Source organism: Dictyobacter kobayashii, from assembly GCF_003967555.1.
Taxonomy (GTDB): Bacteria; Chloroflexota; Ktedonobacteria; order Ktedonobacterales; family Ktedonobacteraceae; genus Dictyobacter; species Dictyobacter kobayashii.
Window position 1 is genome coordinate 5,235,992 of record NZ_BIFS01000001.1, and the last position, 14,558, is coordinate 5,250,549.

Annotated in this window: 17 protein-coding genes; 8 read left to right on the forward strand and 9 right to left on the reverse strand. The window is 53.0% G+C overall.

The window, feature by feature from the left end; genetic code table 11:
• The first annotated feature begins 38 nt into the window (after positions 1-38).
• The gene (locus EL645_RS22985; RefSeq protein WP_161977610.1) at positions 39-503 is read left to right on the forward strand and encodes a response regulator; all 465 of its coding nucleotides are present in this window, start codon (positions 39-41) and stop codon (positions 501-503) included.
• Between the two features lie 197 nt (positions 504-700).
• On the opposite strand, the gene EL645_RS22990 is transcribed toward EL645_RS22985, so the two are convergent.
• Both EL645_RS22990 and EL645_RS22995 read right to left on the reverse strand, forming a co-directional pair.
• Positions 701-1,480: a DUF2182 domain-containing protein gene (locus tag EL645_RS22990; RefSeq protein WP_126552659.1), complete on the reverse strand. Its 780-nt coding sequence runs from the start codon at positions 1,478-1,480 to the stop codon at positions 701-703.
• Positions 1,461-1,727, reverse strand: coding sequence for a heavy-metal-associated domain-containing protein (locus EL645_RS22995; protein ID WP_126552660.1), 267 nt, complete (start codon positions 1,725-1,727; stop codon positions 1,461-1,463). The genes EL645_RS22990 and EL645_RS22995 overlap by 20 nt, the downstream gene beginning before the upstream one ends.
• Positions 1,728-2,053: 326 nt before the next feature.
• On the opposite strand from EL645_RS22995, the gene EL645_RS23000 reads away from it, so the two are divergent.
• From EL645_RS23000 to EL645_RS23015, 4 genes are all read left to right on the forward strand, one after another.
• Positions 2,054-4,033: a YjhG/YagF family D-xylonate dehydratase gene (locus EL645_RS23000; RefSeq protein WP_126552661.1), complete on the forward strand. Its 1,980-nt coding sequence runs from the start codon at positions 2,054-2,056 to the stop codon at positions 4,031-4,033.
• A 129-nt stretch (positions 4,034-4,162) separates the two neighbouring features.
• Positions 4,163-5,095, forward strand: a complete 933-nt coding sequence (locus EL645_RS23005; protein ID WP_161977611.1) for a helix-turn-helix transcriptional regulator — start codon at positions 4,163-4,165, stop codon at positions 5,093-5,095.
• Between the two features lie 125 nt (positions 5,096-5,220).
• Positions 5,221-6,063 (forward strand): AlkZ-related protein, encoded by an 843-nt coding sequence (locus EL645_RS23010; RefSeq protein WP_126552663.1) that lies wholly within the window; start codon positions 5,221-5,223, stop codon positions 6,061-6,063.
• Between the two features lie 514 nt (positions 6,064-6,577).
• Entirely contained in the window at positions 6,578-6,988 is a 411-nt protein-coding gene (locus EL645_RS23015; RefSeq protein ID WP_126552664.1) for a cupin domain-containing protein, read from the forward strand.
• Positions 6,989-6,995: 7 nt separating this feature from the next.
• Here the strand turns inward: EL645_RS23015 and EL645_RS23020 are convergent, their stop codons facing one another.
• Positions 6,996-7,631: a PadR family transcriptional regulator gene (locus tag EL645_RS23020; RefSeq protein WP_126552665.1), complete on the reverse strand. Its 636-nt coding sequence runs from the start codon at positions 7,629-7,631 to the stop codon at positions 6,996-6,998.
• A gap of 155 nt (positions 7,632-7,786) precedes the next feature.
• On the opposite strand from EL645_RS23020, the gene EL645_RS23025 reads away from it, so the two are divergent.
• Positions 7,787-8,584, forward strand: coding sequence for an alpha/beta fold hydrolase (locus EL645_RS23025; RefSeq protein ID WP_126552666.1), 798 nt, complete (start codon positions 7,787-7,789; stop codon positions 8,582-8,584).
• On the opposite strand, the gene EL645_RS23030 is transcribed toward EL645_RS23025, so the two are convergent.
• Positions 8,581-9,177 (reverse strand): HNH endonuclease, encoded by a 597-nt coding sequence (locus EL645_RS23030; protein WP_126552667.1) that lies wholly within the window; start codon positions 9,175-9,177, stop codon positions 8,581-8,583. The two genes, EL645_RS23025 and EL645_RS23030, sit on opposite strands and share 4 nt — an antisense overlap.
• Before the next feature lie 333 nt (positions 9,178-9,510).
• Positions 9,511-10,383 (reverse strand): methyltransferase domain-containing protein, encoded by an 873-nt coding sequence (locus tag EL645_RS23035; RefSeq protein ID WP_161977612.1) that lies wholly within the window; start codon positions 10,381-10,383, stop codon positions 9,511-9,513.
• A gap of 226 nt (positions 10,384-10,609) precedes the next feature.
• On the opposite strand from EL645_RS23035, the gene EL645_RS44455 reads away from it, so the two are divergent.
• Positions 10,610-10,741: a hypothetical protein gene (locus tag EL645_RS44455; RefSeq protein WP_281276355.1), complete on the forward strand. Its 132-nt coding sequence runs from the start codon at positions 10,610-10,612 to the stop codon at positions 10,739-10,741.
• 211 nt (positions 10,742-10,952) lie between these two features.
• Here the strand turns inward: EL645_RS44455 and EL645_RS23040 are convergent, their stop codons facing one another.
• The 4 genes from EL645_RS23040 to EL645_RS39490 form a co-directional block, all read right to left on the reverse strand.
• Positions 10,953-11,156, reverse strand: coding sequence for a hypothetical protein (locus EL645_RS23040; RefSeq protein ID WP_126552669.1), 204 nt, complete (start codon positions 11,154-11,156; stop codon positions 10,953-10,955).
• 412 nt (positions 11,157-11,568) lie between these two features.
• On the reverse strand, positions 11,569-11,958 hold the full coding sequence (locus tag EL645_RS23045; RefSeq protein WP_126552670.1) for a hypothetical protein: 390 nt from the start codon (positions 11,956-11,958) through the stop codon (positions 11,569-11,571).
• Positions 11,959-12,311: 353 nt separating this feature from the next.
• Complete coding sequence (locus EL645_RS23050) at positions 12,312-12,530, reverse strand: hypothetical protein (RefSeq protein WP_136625271.1); 219 nt, start codon at positions 12,528-12,530, stop codon at positions 12,312-12,314.
• A 94-nt stretch (positions 12,531-12,624) separates the two neighbouring features.
• Complete coding sequence (locus EL645_RS39490) at positions 12,625-12,762, reverse strand: hypothetical protein (protein WP_161977613.1); 138 nt, start codon at positions 12,760-12,762, stop codon at positions 12,625-12,627.
• Positions 12,763-13,271: 509 nt separating this feature from the next.
• Here EL645_RS39490 and EL645_RS23060 point away from each other — a divergent pair.
• On the forward strand, positions 13,272-14,393 hold the full coding sequence (locus EL645_RS23060; RefSeq protein WP_161977614.1) for a DUF3626 domain-containing protein: 1,122 nt from the start codon (positions 13,272-13,274) through the stop codon (positions 14,391-14,393).
• Positions 14,394-14,558: the final 165 nt, after the last annotated feature.

The window sequence follows — 14,558 nt, forward strand, 5'->3', positions numbered from 1 at the left end:
TTTCTTTCAGGGGGGATGTGTACCAAAGGATAACAGTGATGGTTACAGTAGCCGAAAGTCCTCTTTTATTTGTGGAGGATAATGATGACGATTTTGAAGTTGTGCTGTGGGCGATGAAGAAATTGTCGTTATCTATTCCTATTGTGCGTTGCATCGATGGCGATGAGGCACTGGACTATCTCTATCACCGTGAAGAGTTTGCACGCGAAGGGACCTCTCCGCGCCCCGCTTTGATCCTGTTGGATTTAAATTTGATTTCGATGGATGGCAACGATGTTTTGCAGGAAGTGAAGAGTCATCCCGATCTGCGCATGATCCCGGTAATTATCTGGACCTCCTCGGAGAACCAGAAGGATATTGAGGTGAGTTTTCGCCTGGGGGCAAATAGCTATCTACTAAAACCTATGAATATGAAACAATTGCTAGATGTGGTTGAGACTCTCAATAAATACTGGTTTGGTATCGCGATCTCTCCTCAACCTGACCTCGCTGATGAAGAGTAGGTACCTGCCTTATTAGAAGCGTGCCGCCCTTGTGCGGACGTGCGCTAGCGTGCCCGAGCCTTTTTATAATGTAGTGTAGAAAATGCACACAGTGCATTTTCTACACTACATTATAAAAACAAATTTGAGCACCGCAGGTGTGAAAGCATATGGACAGAGTGCCCACCCGTAAAGGGGCGGCACGCTTCCTATGAACTCTAGAGGGTTGGGGCCAGGAGCGTGAGCAACGCGCACAGCATGCACGCACCTCCGGTCAGGAAGCGGAGCCGGTTACCCACAGAGAATTCGCGCTCCAGCCACATGAGCAGTGCCAGGCCAGCCATCATCAACAGATTACGCATACCAATGCCCACCATGAGCAGCATTAAGGCCCAGTTACTGCCCACACACCACAGGCCATAGCGGTATCCTTGCCGCCAGCTTGTGGTTGTGCTCTCCTGGTTGTTGTCACGGGTATGCATTAAACAGAGCCGTTTGACAGGGCTCCATTGGAAGATCCCTGCCACTGAAAAGAGTAGTGTCGCAATCCATTGTGGATGCAGGTAGAGCCACCACCACTGATTCACCAGACCATGGAGCAGGGTATCACCCACAAAAGCCGCGCCAGCAAAGAGTGTCCAGCTCGCGGCATAGCCTGCCATAAAAAGGGCCTGAGTGGGCCAGTAGGGTCGCCTGTCGTTATGTGGAAGCAGGAGCAACTGGCTGAATAAGGCCGGGATCATCATCGCGAGTAGCATAACCTGCCAGCCCAGCAAAAAGACCAGCAAGGCCAGCAGCCAGGGCCAATGGCTGGCCCTGATCAGGTAATCATGGTCCAGCCAGGCATTGTGTCCCGTCAAGAACGCAATGCCCAGTAATCCCCAACTGGCAGCCAATAGCAGCCAGGGCAATATAAATGCGTGCCATGACACCGCAATGCCTGGATTTTGTCCCGCCGTATTTGCCTGATGGGCGCCTCTAATTGGAGTCAGGCTCATGCTTCTCGGTATCCCAGCGCACCTGGTAATTGTGGGTTGTACCAACTGATTGCCCGATAATCGCGGTCTCTATCAGCTCTGGAGGAATAGGCTTGCTGGTGGTCAACACCACCGAGGCTTCATCGTGTGGGGTCCGCGTCAACTCAACCTGTTCGGTTCCCGGCAGGGACTCCAATGCGCTGCGAATGCGCGCATCGCACTTCTCACAGGTTACATCCTCAACCAAAAAATGTTGCTGGTAAGACATACCAATCTTCCTCTCTTTGTAGTATCAGCATTTCAACTCTACATTCCCAACCAACCTACAAGGATCGCCTACACGTGCTGCTCTCATCAAAGGAAGAGTATTATCATAAGTATAAATTAAAACAGCGATAGATGTCTATCAGTATATCTACCTATTTTTCCTGTATAAAAAAACTCTGGGCGCCGCAGGCATAGAGTCCCCGTTAAAAAATCATGCGCAATATCATTTGTCGCAGTTGCGACAAATGATATTGCGCATGATTTTTTAACCATGTATACTTTTGGCATTCAACTATGTCGTGAACGGTTAGACAAAGGCGAAAAACGATGGAAGAATTTGATGTTTTATCAACATTGTTGCAGGCACAGGAGCCTGAGCTCTATACAATTCCAACCCATGCCCGGGGACCGCAGGGCGAGCTCCCCCTTACCCCCAAAATGTTGCGCGAGTGGGCCAGTGGCGATCTATTTGGTTTGTCGCAGAACGTTGGGATGGGCTGGGAGCCTGCGAAAGTGGCCGGTAAACATATTTTGATGTTGAGTACCCAGGGTGGCATTCGGGCCGAGGATGGCAGCCCGATTGCCCTGGGATATCACACCGGACACTGGGAGGTCGGCCGCTTGATGCGCGCCGCGGCGACTGAGTTTAAGCATGCTGGCTCGGTCCCTTATGCCGCCTATGTGAGTGATCCCTGTGATGGCCGTACCCAGGGTACGCCTGGTATGTTCGATTCGTTGCCTTACCGTAACGATGCCTCTATGGTGATGCGGCGCCTGATTCGTTCGCTACCCACGCGCAAGGCTGTGCTGGGTGTGGCGACCTGCGATAAAGGCCTGCCCGCGACGATGATGGCCCTGGCCTCACTGCGCCAGATGCCGGGTATCCTGGTTCCAGGAGGGGTGACCCTGCCCCCGGAGCATGGAGAGGATGCGGGAAAGATTCAGTCGATTGGTGTGCGTTATGTGCATGGTGAGATCTCGCTTGAGGATGCGGCACAGCTTGGTTGCCGGGCCTGTGCTACTCCCGGCGGTGGTTGCCAGTTCCTGGGCACGGCCGCCACGGCGCAGGTGGTGGCGGAAGCGCTTGGTATGGCCATCCCTCATTCGGCCCTGGCTCCTTCGGGCGAGCCGATCTGGGAGGCGTTGGCGACCCAATCGGCGCGCGCTTTGCTGCACCAGATACAATTGGGCTGGGGGATGCAAGATATATTGACCGATGCTTCTGTACGCAATGCGATGGTGGTACATGCCGCCTTCGGCGGCTCTACCAATCTACTGCTGCATATTCCCGCCATTGCCTATTCCGCTGGCTTGCGCATCCCGACCGTGGCCGATTGGCAGGAGATTAATCGCCTGGTGCCGCGCCTGGTGAGTGTGTTGCCCAATGGACCGGTGGATCACCCCACTGTAAGGGTCTTCCTGGCCGGCGGGGTGCCTGAAGTCATGCTCCACTTGCGCCGTCTCGACCTTCTCGATACTAGCGTCAAGACCTGTACCGGCCATACGCTGGAAGATGCGCTCAACTGGTGGGAGCAGTCTGAGCGGCGCCAGAAGGTGCGCGCGCGCCTGCTGGAGGCCGATGCGGTAAATCCAGATGATGTGATCATGGACCCGGAGACTGCCCGGGCGCGTGGTGTGACCTCGACGGTTATGTTTCCAGTCGGCAATATTGCCCCCGAGGGTGCTGTCATCAAGGCTACGGCGATTGATCCTAGCGTGGTTGATGAGGATGGGGTCTACCGGCACACTGGCCCGGCTCGTGTCTTTACGACTGAGCGTAAGGCGATGACCGCTATTAAAGATGGCTCAATCCAGGCGGGCGATATTATCGTGCTGATGGGTCGTGGCCCTGCCGGGACCGGCATGGAGGAGACCTATCAATTGACCGCCGCGCTTAAGCATCTGTCCTTTGGCAAGCATGTGGCGTTGGTGACCGATGCCCGCTTCTCTGGCGTCTCAACTGGCGCCTGTATCGGCCTGGTGGGGCCAGAAGCCCTGACTGGAGGTCCGATTGGAAAAGTGCGTGATGGCGATATTATCGAGATCATCCTGGATCGCGAGCATCTCCATGGCGAGCTCAATGTGATCGGCGATGGGATCAGGAGGTTTACTCCCGGGGAGGGAGCAATCCTGCTCAAAGAGCGCCTGCCCCATCCAGACCTGGCGCCCGACCCACAACTACCGGATGATACCAGGCTGTGGGCGGCCCTGCAATCGGCCAGCGGCGGCGTCTGGCGTGGTGCTATCTATGATGTGGATCGCATTATCGAGATTATTGAAGCCGGCAGGAAAGCCCTGAACGTCTAATAAATAGCAACCGAGCTTGCTCTCGGACGCAGCAATAAATATGATATGTACGTGCGGGGCTTGTCCCCGCTTTTGCCTTTCCTGCTCGATAAAATAACAAGAGAACCTATGCTGAAGGAGTTGCAGGCTATGAATCGTGTTGATCGGTTGACCGCCATCGTCATGTTGTTGCAGGGCGGACAACGGACCGCCCGCGAGCTTGCGCAGCGCTTTGAAGTTTCCAGGCGCACGGTATTTCGCGATATCGAGTCTTTGTGCGAGATGGGGGTCCCCATTATAACAACCTCTGGTCCGTTGGGTGGCTATAGCCTGATGCCAGATTACACCTTATCTCCCTTGCAACTGACGGCCAGTGAGACCTTTCTGCTGCGGCTGGCACTCAGTAGTGTCTCGCAACTGGCTGATACACCCTTCAAGCAGGAGCGCGAGTCGTTGCTGGCCAAGTTAGCTGCGTTGATGCCGGAGCAGCACTCGGATGAGGCCGAGCATCTGTTGCGGACCATTCAACTTGATATTCCGACTCGGCACTATGCTACGCCGTTTATCGAGCAGTTGATTGCCAGCGCCCGTACGGGACAGTGGCTAGTGGTTGTCTATCGTTCGGGACAACGTACCTCGCAGCAGACTTTGCGCCCGATCCGCCTCTATTCAGCCGGCGGCTTCTGGTATTGTCAGGCCTATTCACACGAGCGGCAGGAGGAGCGTACCTATCGCGTGGATCGCTTCATCAGTGTCAGTCCGGCGACCGCACCAACAGCGACCGCGCCAGCAGCCCCGGCAACGGCGTCGCTTCCCTACGGACATCCCTCACTCCCCGAAGTGTGCATCCGCCTGACCGCTTATGGGGTGATGATGATGGAGCGTGATCCCCACCTGGGTCATGCTATTCAAGCTATGGAGGACGAGGAAGGCCTGCTCCGCTTTCGCTGCCCGCCCTCTGAATATCCCTGGTTGCTTCGCACCCTGCTCAGTCTGGGCCCTGATGCTGAAGTGCTGGCTCCCACCAGCCTGAAAAGCCAGTTGCGCCAGGCCGCCCTGGCGATTGCCCAGCGTTATCCCTGATGGCCCATCAGTGTTTTGCACCAAAAAATATCGACTAATGGTGACATAAGGTTGTCACCATTGCTGCTGTAAACTCATTCTTATTGGTTGCCAGGCAGTCCATCTTTTGCGTAGAAGGAGTTTTCATGATGGTTGAAGCCACGTACGAGCAGCAGCGCCTGCACAACTGGTGTCAGACGCCTGCCGCCCATCTATCAGGCAGCGAGCAGGCACCGGACTTTATCGAGCGCATGGGCATCGCCACCCTTTATCCCGCCTCGCCGGAGTTTCCCAATCTCTTTTCAGCCTATGTTGGTGATCCCAACGCCAAAACCGATTCCGGCTGGGATACACCCAGTGGCGAGCTCTATACCTGGCGTTGGACGCTGGGCCGCCAGGCGGTCGCCTACTACTCTGCCTTGATTCGACGGCGGCCAACCTGGATCTCCTGGTCGTTGCTTCCCTCCATGTTGCGTCTGTGCGGTGAACTGCGTAGCCCCCATGAGCTCTATCACACCGGTCAGCTCTCTGCGCCGGCTTACCAGATCATCGAGGCCCTGGAAGCTGCTACTGAACCTCTTGCTACCAGTGAGCTGCGCGAGCAGGCTGGTTTTCCACGTGGCACTGCCTCACGCAACCTCTATCTCAAAGCGGTCGAGGAACTGGAGGCTCTGATGCTACTGGCCAAGATTTTCCCGGACGAGGGCAATACCATGTATCACGTCCTGGTGCGCCAGCACTATCCCGAGCACGTTGCCAGCGCCGAGCGTCTTTCACAGCCGGAGGCCCTGCGCAACTTCTTGCACAGCTACCTGCCCCAGGCCGTTTATGCCAATCCCAAATCGCTGGCTAAAGATCTCAAGTTGCCCCTCAGCACCCTGAATGCAGCCTTCGAAGAGCTACTGAGCGGCCAGCAGGTTGTCCAACTGTCCCAGGACGGTAAAAATATCGGCTATCACTGGCGCGACACAGCGACCGTCAATAGGTAAATCATCAACCCGGTCCATGGCGCAACAATAACAACGAATTGTATAGATTCGGGGCTTGTCCCAATACCGTTCAGATACGAAGAATTTGAGCTCAAACATGGTGATTGCTATCGGACGACAAGCCCTCCTTCCCTTTCCCATACGACCAGGCAACAAGAAAAGAGATGTCATAGGTTCGGGCCTCAGCGCCCGATTGCCGCCCCGGTAGGGCGGCCCGGTCTCCTCGCCGCTCGGTCTCTCGTCACCGATACCTCGACCCACGGGGTGCCCAAACGCATGGTCCGTGTGTGGGCACCCCGTGAAGGAAAGGATCATGCCACGAGACACTCCATCGCTGGGATACTGGGCCGCCGGCTCTGCGGAGGGCGGCAATCGGGGACAAGCCCCGAACCTATACAATTCGTTGTTATTGTTGCGTTCATGTATTGGCTAGCCTGTCATCAGCATAGGGCTGGAAATGTTGTACACTATGCCTGAATTGTTGTCTTATTCTCGTTCTAAGAAAGGATTCTTGATGCAAGTACGACGTTTTAGTGCTGATGTAAAGTCGAAGGTGCCGGGTGGGCACGCGGGCCTCTACGCGGTACCTGTGCTACAGGATGGTAGCCATATTCCTGCCGAGCGCCTGGAGGCTTTTGCACGCAAAGTCAATGGCCTACCGCTATTCAGCACGGGTGCCCCCAATGTGGTTGTGATGTACTTTGAGGCCCAGGCCACCCTGGACGAGCATAGCGCCCCTCACCCGACCCTCTTCATGGTCCTGCAAGGTCAAGGTTTGGTGCGTATTGGCGGACCTCAGGGAGAGACGCAGGCTGTGCAGGCCGGTGATGCGTTGCTCTGGCCCGCCCATCTCGACCACAAGGTGTGGACGGAGGGCTCCGAACTGCAGGCTATCGCTATTGAGGGTTGGTCAGACCAAGTCTAGGGCTGCCTCAAGAAGGATCTCCATCTGCCTCTTCATGCGAAGATCGACCATCATCTTTTTCTACGATCTCCAGGGCCTCATAGAGCCAGTTCAGATAGGTTTGCTCAAAATCAATGGCAAAGCGTGAAACCAGGCGGAAATAGAGATCCTCTTCGCCATCGCTGGCGTAGGGATTGGGCCGCCCGCTGGCCTGTCGGGGCTGGTCTCTTATTGGAAGATATTGGGTGTTCTGCCTGTATTGCAACAGGCGTTGTTCATGCATCGCAATGCCGGCGCGGATATTCTCGGCGATGGCGGCGGGGCGCGCGAATGAACCAAAGGTCATTTTCAATAGCAGCTCATCGCGCAGCTGCAGGACCGCTGGCGGCTGTTGTTGCCAGACCTCCAGCGCCTCCCGCCCGGCCTGCGTAATGGAATACACCTTGCGGTCGGGCCGCGATTCCTGTTCCTCCCTCTCCATCTCCACCCAGCCGAGCTCCTTCATGCGTCGCAACTCATTGTAGATCTGGCTGTGGGCCGCCGACCACATCGATGAGAGTACATGATCAAACAGGCGCTTCAGATCATAGCCGGAGAGAGGCCCCCAATAAGCGAGGAGCCCCAGTACCCCATAGGTGATTGGATAGGCTTCAGGTCGATCCATCTTTTTCGCTCTTTTCTGCTTTTGTGGCGATCGCTAATTGAGCACTATGATATCACGTCATATGACTTCTTGACAAATCCCTGCCATAAACATTATACTCTTTGTAGACATATGATAGGAAGTCATATGTGGTCAAAATATAAAGGAGAAAGATCATGGCCTTATTAGCTAAGGATATTGCTATTCATATGATCGAACGGGGTACCGGGGCTTCCACCTTGTTTCTGCATGGTGCGCCCGATAGTGGTGAGATGTGGAATGGGGTGATGGAGCGCCTGGATGGTCGCTATCATTGTTACGCGCCGGACCTGCCGGGCTTTGGCCGCTCGGAGGTGCCAGCTGATTTTCAGGCCACTTTGGACTACATGGCCAGCTTTATCGACCAGCTGATCGAGCGCTACGCGATTGCCACCCCACTTAACCTGGTGGTAATGGACTTTGGTGCCACGTACGGCCTGGCCTGGGCGGCGGCCCATCCCCAGAAAGTTGCTCACCTGGCAATTGTGGGTGGCTCCAACTTTTCTTCGCGCTATCAATGGCATGGCAACGCCCGCCTGTTGCGCACCCCCGTGCTGGGTGAGCTTGGGATGGCTACGCTTAGTTTGTCGGCTCAGGAGAAGATGATGAAGCAGAACGCGCCGCTGGTCAGCCCTGACTATGTGCGCTCTTCCTATGAGCTCTCGCTGAGCAAGGCGCAGACGCGGCGCATGATGCTCAAACTCTATCGCTCGATCAATCCCAAAGATTTCGTTGGCTGGGAAGAGCGCCTGCATGAACTGACGGCACGCGTGCCCGGGCTGGTCCTGTGGGGTGATAAAGATCCTTTTATTACGCCAGAATATGCTGAAAGCTTTGGCATCAGTAACGTTGAGCATTTTCCTGAGAACGGACACTGGTTGCCCCTTGAGGCCCCTGAGATCGTAGCGCAGCGCCTCGAGAGCTTCTTTGCTTAAGAGCGCGGCTCCTTACGATAGCGGCTCCCGGTGATGCACTGCCATTTCCACGTGCGCTCAAGAAAGTTATTCCATGTCCCTTCTTCATGAAAAACTACGGCCAGCCCCTCCGGCAGATATGCACGAAAGTCAGGTGCCTGGATGGAGCTGACCAGCTGGTTGGCGATGGCGAGTGAGTCGGCTTTTTCATATATTCTTCCCGCCGTGCGCCGAAACTGGCCATATGTGTGTACCTCTATCTCGTCCCAATCATAGCCTTTATTAACCATTGAGCGGGTGGCACATACAATTTCTGCCATATTCGTTAGCGCAGGTTTGCATTCAAAGAGTGTGATAACGCCCTGCAGCGTGTTGATACCCAGGTGCATCACGCTATGGCAGGCCGGACACACCGTCTCCAGATTCTCCAGGCGATGATCGTCTTCGGCCCCAATATGATTTACCTGCATGAAGCGGCGACAACTGAGGGCGCAATAGACGCATGTATAGCCATCCCGTTCCAGTGCCTGTTTTCGAATCCTCCGCCATTCCTCTGGATCGCGCTCCTTGAACCACTCGCGCGCCGCCATCACCGATGGACGCAAAATTTTCATCAACCCTCCCTCTCCATTTGCATTTTCTTCTTGCTCAGTAGTATCACCCGTATGCGTTAGAAAAGCAACCTTTAGATCAGGGAGAACTGCAGCTATATTCTTTGAATGTGTCTTACTTCCATCATCATGGGAAGCATGTCGCTCCTGTGCGGGCGTGCGCTGACGCGCCCGAGCTTTTTTTTCTTGTGTGGTGCGAAAAGTGCGCCAGGCGCACTTTTCGCACCACACAAGAATACTTCTTGTGCGCCAAAGGCGCTCAAACTCAGGCGTGAAGATTGCGGAGATCATGAGGATAAGACACATTCTTAGTGGCAATGATGAAAGTGTGGCAGCTTATTTCTGGACTCGTAGGAGCGTGTATCTCCATAATCCTGCTCGTAAGGCTCGATTCTGACAGATGCCAGCTTCAATTCCATGTAGACGAATGTCATTGTACAGGCCAATCCGGCACGCTACTCGGCCTATGGCGGCCACGATATCAGCTGTCGGCCATGTTGGCAGGTGCAACTTGCCTAACCAGTTCACGCTCGGTCGGATCTGCTCAGTGATATCACGGGTTTCCACCTTTTGAAACCCACTGGCCTGTAATGCCTGGATATATTCTGAGGTTGCAAGCAAGTCAGCCAGAGCCCAGCCCTTCAGCCAGGGCGTAAGCGTGGTTTTCTGGTCTGATGAGAGGGCGGGGGATTCTCGTAAGGTATAGTCAGCGATAATCAAGCGACCACCACCACGTAGCAGACGGTAGGCTTCGCGGAAAAACGCTTCCTTCTTATCTGAGTGTACTAAACTTTCCAATGCCCAGACGACATCAAAGGATTCATCTGGAAAAGTGGTTGCCGTGAAATTCATCTCAGCAAAGCTGACGCGATCCTCGACTCCTGACGTTTTCGCGAACCGCCTGGCTGCACTCACTTGTTCGGGCACCAGGTTAATCCCTACCACCTGGCATCCCCTGTTTTTCGCCAACCAGATAGCAGAGCCGCCATAGCCACACCCTGCATCCAGCACTTGATCATCAGGAGAAATCGCAGCAAAACTTGCCAGGACCTCGTTCATCTTCAAAAGCGAGGTTCCGTGGCTTTTCACTGTGGAGTCATAATAGCCGAAGTGCATTGCTAAATTGGCCGGAGAAAACCAGTAGCGCCGATAGTCTGTTCCCGCTGCTTCATAGTATGCGACGACTTTGCTTTCTTGCGATGTCGACATTGGATCCCACCTCTTCTTAACTTTTTGCTTGAATCTTTCAAGCCTTAGCTGGGAAAAGCGTGCACAAAAAATGTTATGACCCCGATAAATGATTGTGAAGCATATAGATAGTGACATGCTCTGATGGATATCCTTACGGCTAAGCGATTCTTTCACTTTCAGCCGTCCGTCCGAGCATGTCACTTGTCTCTGGTTCTTATTGGGAATTGATCGTTTAGCAGCTGTGATGGCGATGGTGGCGATGATGGTGGTGATGATGGTGATGGCGATCGCAGTCATAATCGCAATCGTCGTCATCATGATCGCAGTCGTCATAGTCATAGTCGCCGCCGCCGCTGCCACCGGAAACGGCGCTTAACTCTTGCTCGTTGAGCTCAAACTTCGCGGCTCTGGGCCTCGTCACGGCTGCTGTTGGAAGAGCGGAAGAATTTCATGATCGGATACCCTTTCTGTACGCTGAGATGCGTACACTCTGTATTTTTCTCTGTTCGTTTCTTGCTACTCTTGCTGTTCTGGCTTGCTGGTTCTGTTTGGATCGTATGCTCTATGGATAGTATTGAATGGCCGGATTATGAGCGATGGTGGCGATGATATGATGGTGTGGTGGTGGTGGCGATCGCAGTCATAATCGCAATCGTCGTCATCATGATGCAGTCGTCATAGTCATAGTCGCCGCAGCCGCGGAAATAGCGGACAGTCTTGTCGTTCAGTTCGACATCGTTAGTGTTCTGGACGGTCTCGCGGTTGCTGTTGTTGGAGCGGAAAAGTTTCATGAGTGGATCCCTTTCTTTCTTTCTTGTTGTGTTTTTTCTCTTGTTCTGTTGCTTGGTTTTTTAAATTTGTCTTTTCACTACTTACGTCGTTCACTCATCTCTTGGAGGTCTCGACGTCTTTCTCTTATGTTTGCTTAGTCTTACCCTGAATGTGGATGAGCTGCCATGATGCATATCACATGTTTAAGGTGATCTATATCACAAGGAATGTAGCATGTAGATCTTGGTGGGTATGATGGATTTCCATGATAGTGAGAGGGAAAATAAGCGCACCACTCTGGCGATAGATAAAGCGAGCTGGCAAGCTCCGTGGTTTGCCAGCTCGCTTTATCTATCGCTGCAGGGAAATTGAATTAGTCGTCGGAGGAGACCCATGACCAGGTGTCTTCCTCATAAGGAATATGGTCTTGCTCTAGCCAGGATTTAAAAGTGTTGAGATTTTGTTTCGCGCTAGCGGTTGCGGCCGTTGCGAGCTTTTGCTGCTGGAGAGTTGGGCGAACAGTGCTGCCAGGTTTGCCTGTCGCCCGCTTGGAGAGAGATTCACTTCGATATTGGCTTCCTGCTGTAGGCGCGCAAAAAAAGGCTCGGCATGTGTGGCAGGGATAATAAGGGTGTATTTATATTCGCGCCCTCCGCCGCCGCCTCGTGCTAAGTACTCATATTCTTCACACAGAAAAATAGATCCGACAGGTGTTATCGATATCGTAAGGCTATAATAGCGATCCACTTCCTTCTTGTATCCCTCGGTCACCTTCTGTTCCGGTAGAGACAGGTCCGCGCTTTGTTGTGGCTGTTCCGACATACGCTCCCCTCCTTGGGTATCAATCCTTCCTCAGAATGTGTCCTACTCCCTCATCATGATCACCGTACTCTTCACGCCTGCGTTTGCGCGCCCGTCCGCGCAAGAGCGGCACGCATCCCATGATGATGAGGGATAATAGGACACATTCTCATAGACACCATTATAGCAGCACTGCCATATCGATTCGGGGAGATAACGAGCTATTACCAGTTTACTTTCCGCTAATCAGGGATGGTGAAGTATATAGATAGTGACATGCTCTGACGGATACCCTACAGCTAAGCGATTCTTTCACTTTCAGCCGTCCGTCCGAGCATGTCACTTGTCTCTGGTTCTTATTGGGAATTGATCGTTTAGAAGTTGTGATGGCGATGGTGGCGATGATGGTGGTGGTGGTGGTGGTGGCGATCGCAGTCATAATCGCAATCGTCGTCATCATGATCGCAGTCGTCATAGTCATAGTCGCCGCCGCCGCTGCCACCGGAAACGGCGCTTAACTCTTGCTCGTTGAGCTCAACTTCGCGGGTCTGGACCTCGTCACGGCTGCTGTTGGAAGAGCGGAAGAATTTCATGATTGGATACCCTTTCTGTACGCTGAGATGCATACACTCTGTATTCTTTCTGTTCGCTTGTTTGTTATTATGGTGATCTGGCTTATTGTTTCGTTTAGATTGTGTGCTCTACCGATGGTTGTTGTATGGCCGGCTTAGAAGCTGTGATGGTGATGATGGCGATGATGATGGTGGTGATGGTGACGATCGCAGTCATAATCGCAATCGTCGTCATCATGATCGCAGTCGTCATAGTCATAGTCGCCGCAGCCGCCGGAAATAGCGGACAGCTCTTGCTCGTTCAGTTCGACATCGTTAGTGTTCTGGACGGTCTCGCGGTTGCTGTTGTTGGAGCGGAAAAGTTTCATGAGTGGATCCCTTTCTTTCTTGTTGTGTTTTTTTCTCTTGTTCTGTTACTTGTTTTTTTAATTTGTCTTTTCACTACTTACGTCGTTCGCTCATCTCTTGGAGGTCTCGACGTCTTTCTCTTATGTGCTTAGTCTACCCTGAATGTGGATGAGCTGCCATGATGCATATCACATGTTTGAAGTGATCTATGTCACATAGGATGCAATGTATTACTGGTTGGTGCCTAAAAGGTGCACGACCAGTAATTCTCTTGCTGCCCAGGTTAGCTCTCAAGCACCGCTTACGAGCCAAAGCGGACAAGCGGCCAGTTCGTAAGCGTTACTCGCATGAATGAATGGTTCGTTTAAACAAGTAAAAGAACATCAAACTGAACAGGAAGAGGATATTTGCACGATGGCTTTCAACCTCACCAACGCTCAACAAATGGCTCTTGATTTTGTGTATCAGCAAGCGACTCAGAATAAGAGGCAGGACACAGAAAGGATACAAAAGATACTCACTTTCTATGAGATTGGATGTAGTATCGCTGACCTCGTAAACGCGATCTGTGATGTATCACACCTTACGATCAACTTTCACCCGGATCGGTTACTTACAGAGGGTCGTTCAGTGATTGCCGCGCTTTACGAAGAAGGAATATACCGCAGCCAGTTTGAAACCAAAATCTCTAATGGTGGGCTCACTGCATTTGCTGGTGGAGACCGAGATAAGTGGGAGGAGACGATGCTCGGTGGGGCGTACCAGGCTCCGGGAGTCACTGAGGCGGAACGTCCCAAGTATGGGGGCTTAAATCTGATGAACTACAGCGATGGGGCCTGCCCTCGCTTTGGTTCTTGTCATTTCCGCTTAAAGCAACACGTGTTGCGACGTGCCACACTTGTCTTTGGTGATAGCGTATCAGATCCTCAGGATAGAGGGTTGTTAAACGCCTTTGAGCCGGTTCTCGCAGGATTATTGGAAGAAATCAAGACTCATGGGAATGCGCTGGGGCGCCAGGAAGTAGATGTGACAACGTTTGTCAGTGCCTTACTTGATGCTGGCAATACCAGGGAGCGTTTCTTTCACCGGTCGCAGGGGCGTGCTCTTGATCATTATATTGAGGCACAAATACATGGCGATCTTCGTATGGCAGATGATATAGATGCACTTGTAGCAGACCCGTCATTCCAGAACACGGCCACCGGCGAACTATTGGCTGTGACCGCTAAGAAGTATGGCTTTCCCCTTGAATGGCACGAAGGATTTGAGCTTCCCTTAGAAGAGGTGCCGAGCGACTTCCGTGGACCAGAAATGCCAGCCCTTGCTCAGCGCGTATTGGAAAATCACGCGCCAGAAAATGGCTATCTTGATGCCGCAACTATTGGGTTAGCCGCTGTTTCGGTTGTGGCTAACCCTGAGCAGTGGCAAGACTGGGGGTCACCCGAAGACACGCTCCAACACATAAAGTATTTGTGGCATATCCTTGTGGTCTATGGCAAATCGAAACCTCTTCCTGATTATCAAAAAAGCGTGTGAAGGCTGCCTCATTTGTGCCGTATTGGATATCCTTTCACATGCATGCTTCGGTCAGGTTAGTGCAACATAACATCAAAAGGATACGGCCCGCAACCCCATCGTTTTTCTTGTATTCATTACACCAGAAAGACCGTGCGGGCCTGGCTCGTCTCCTTGAGTTACCCC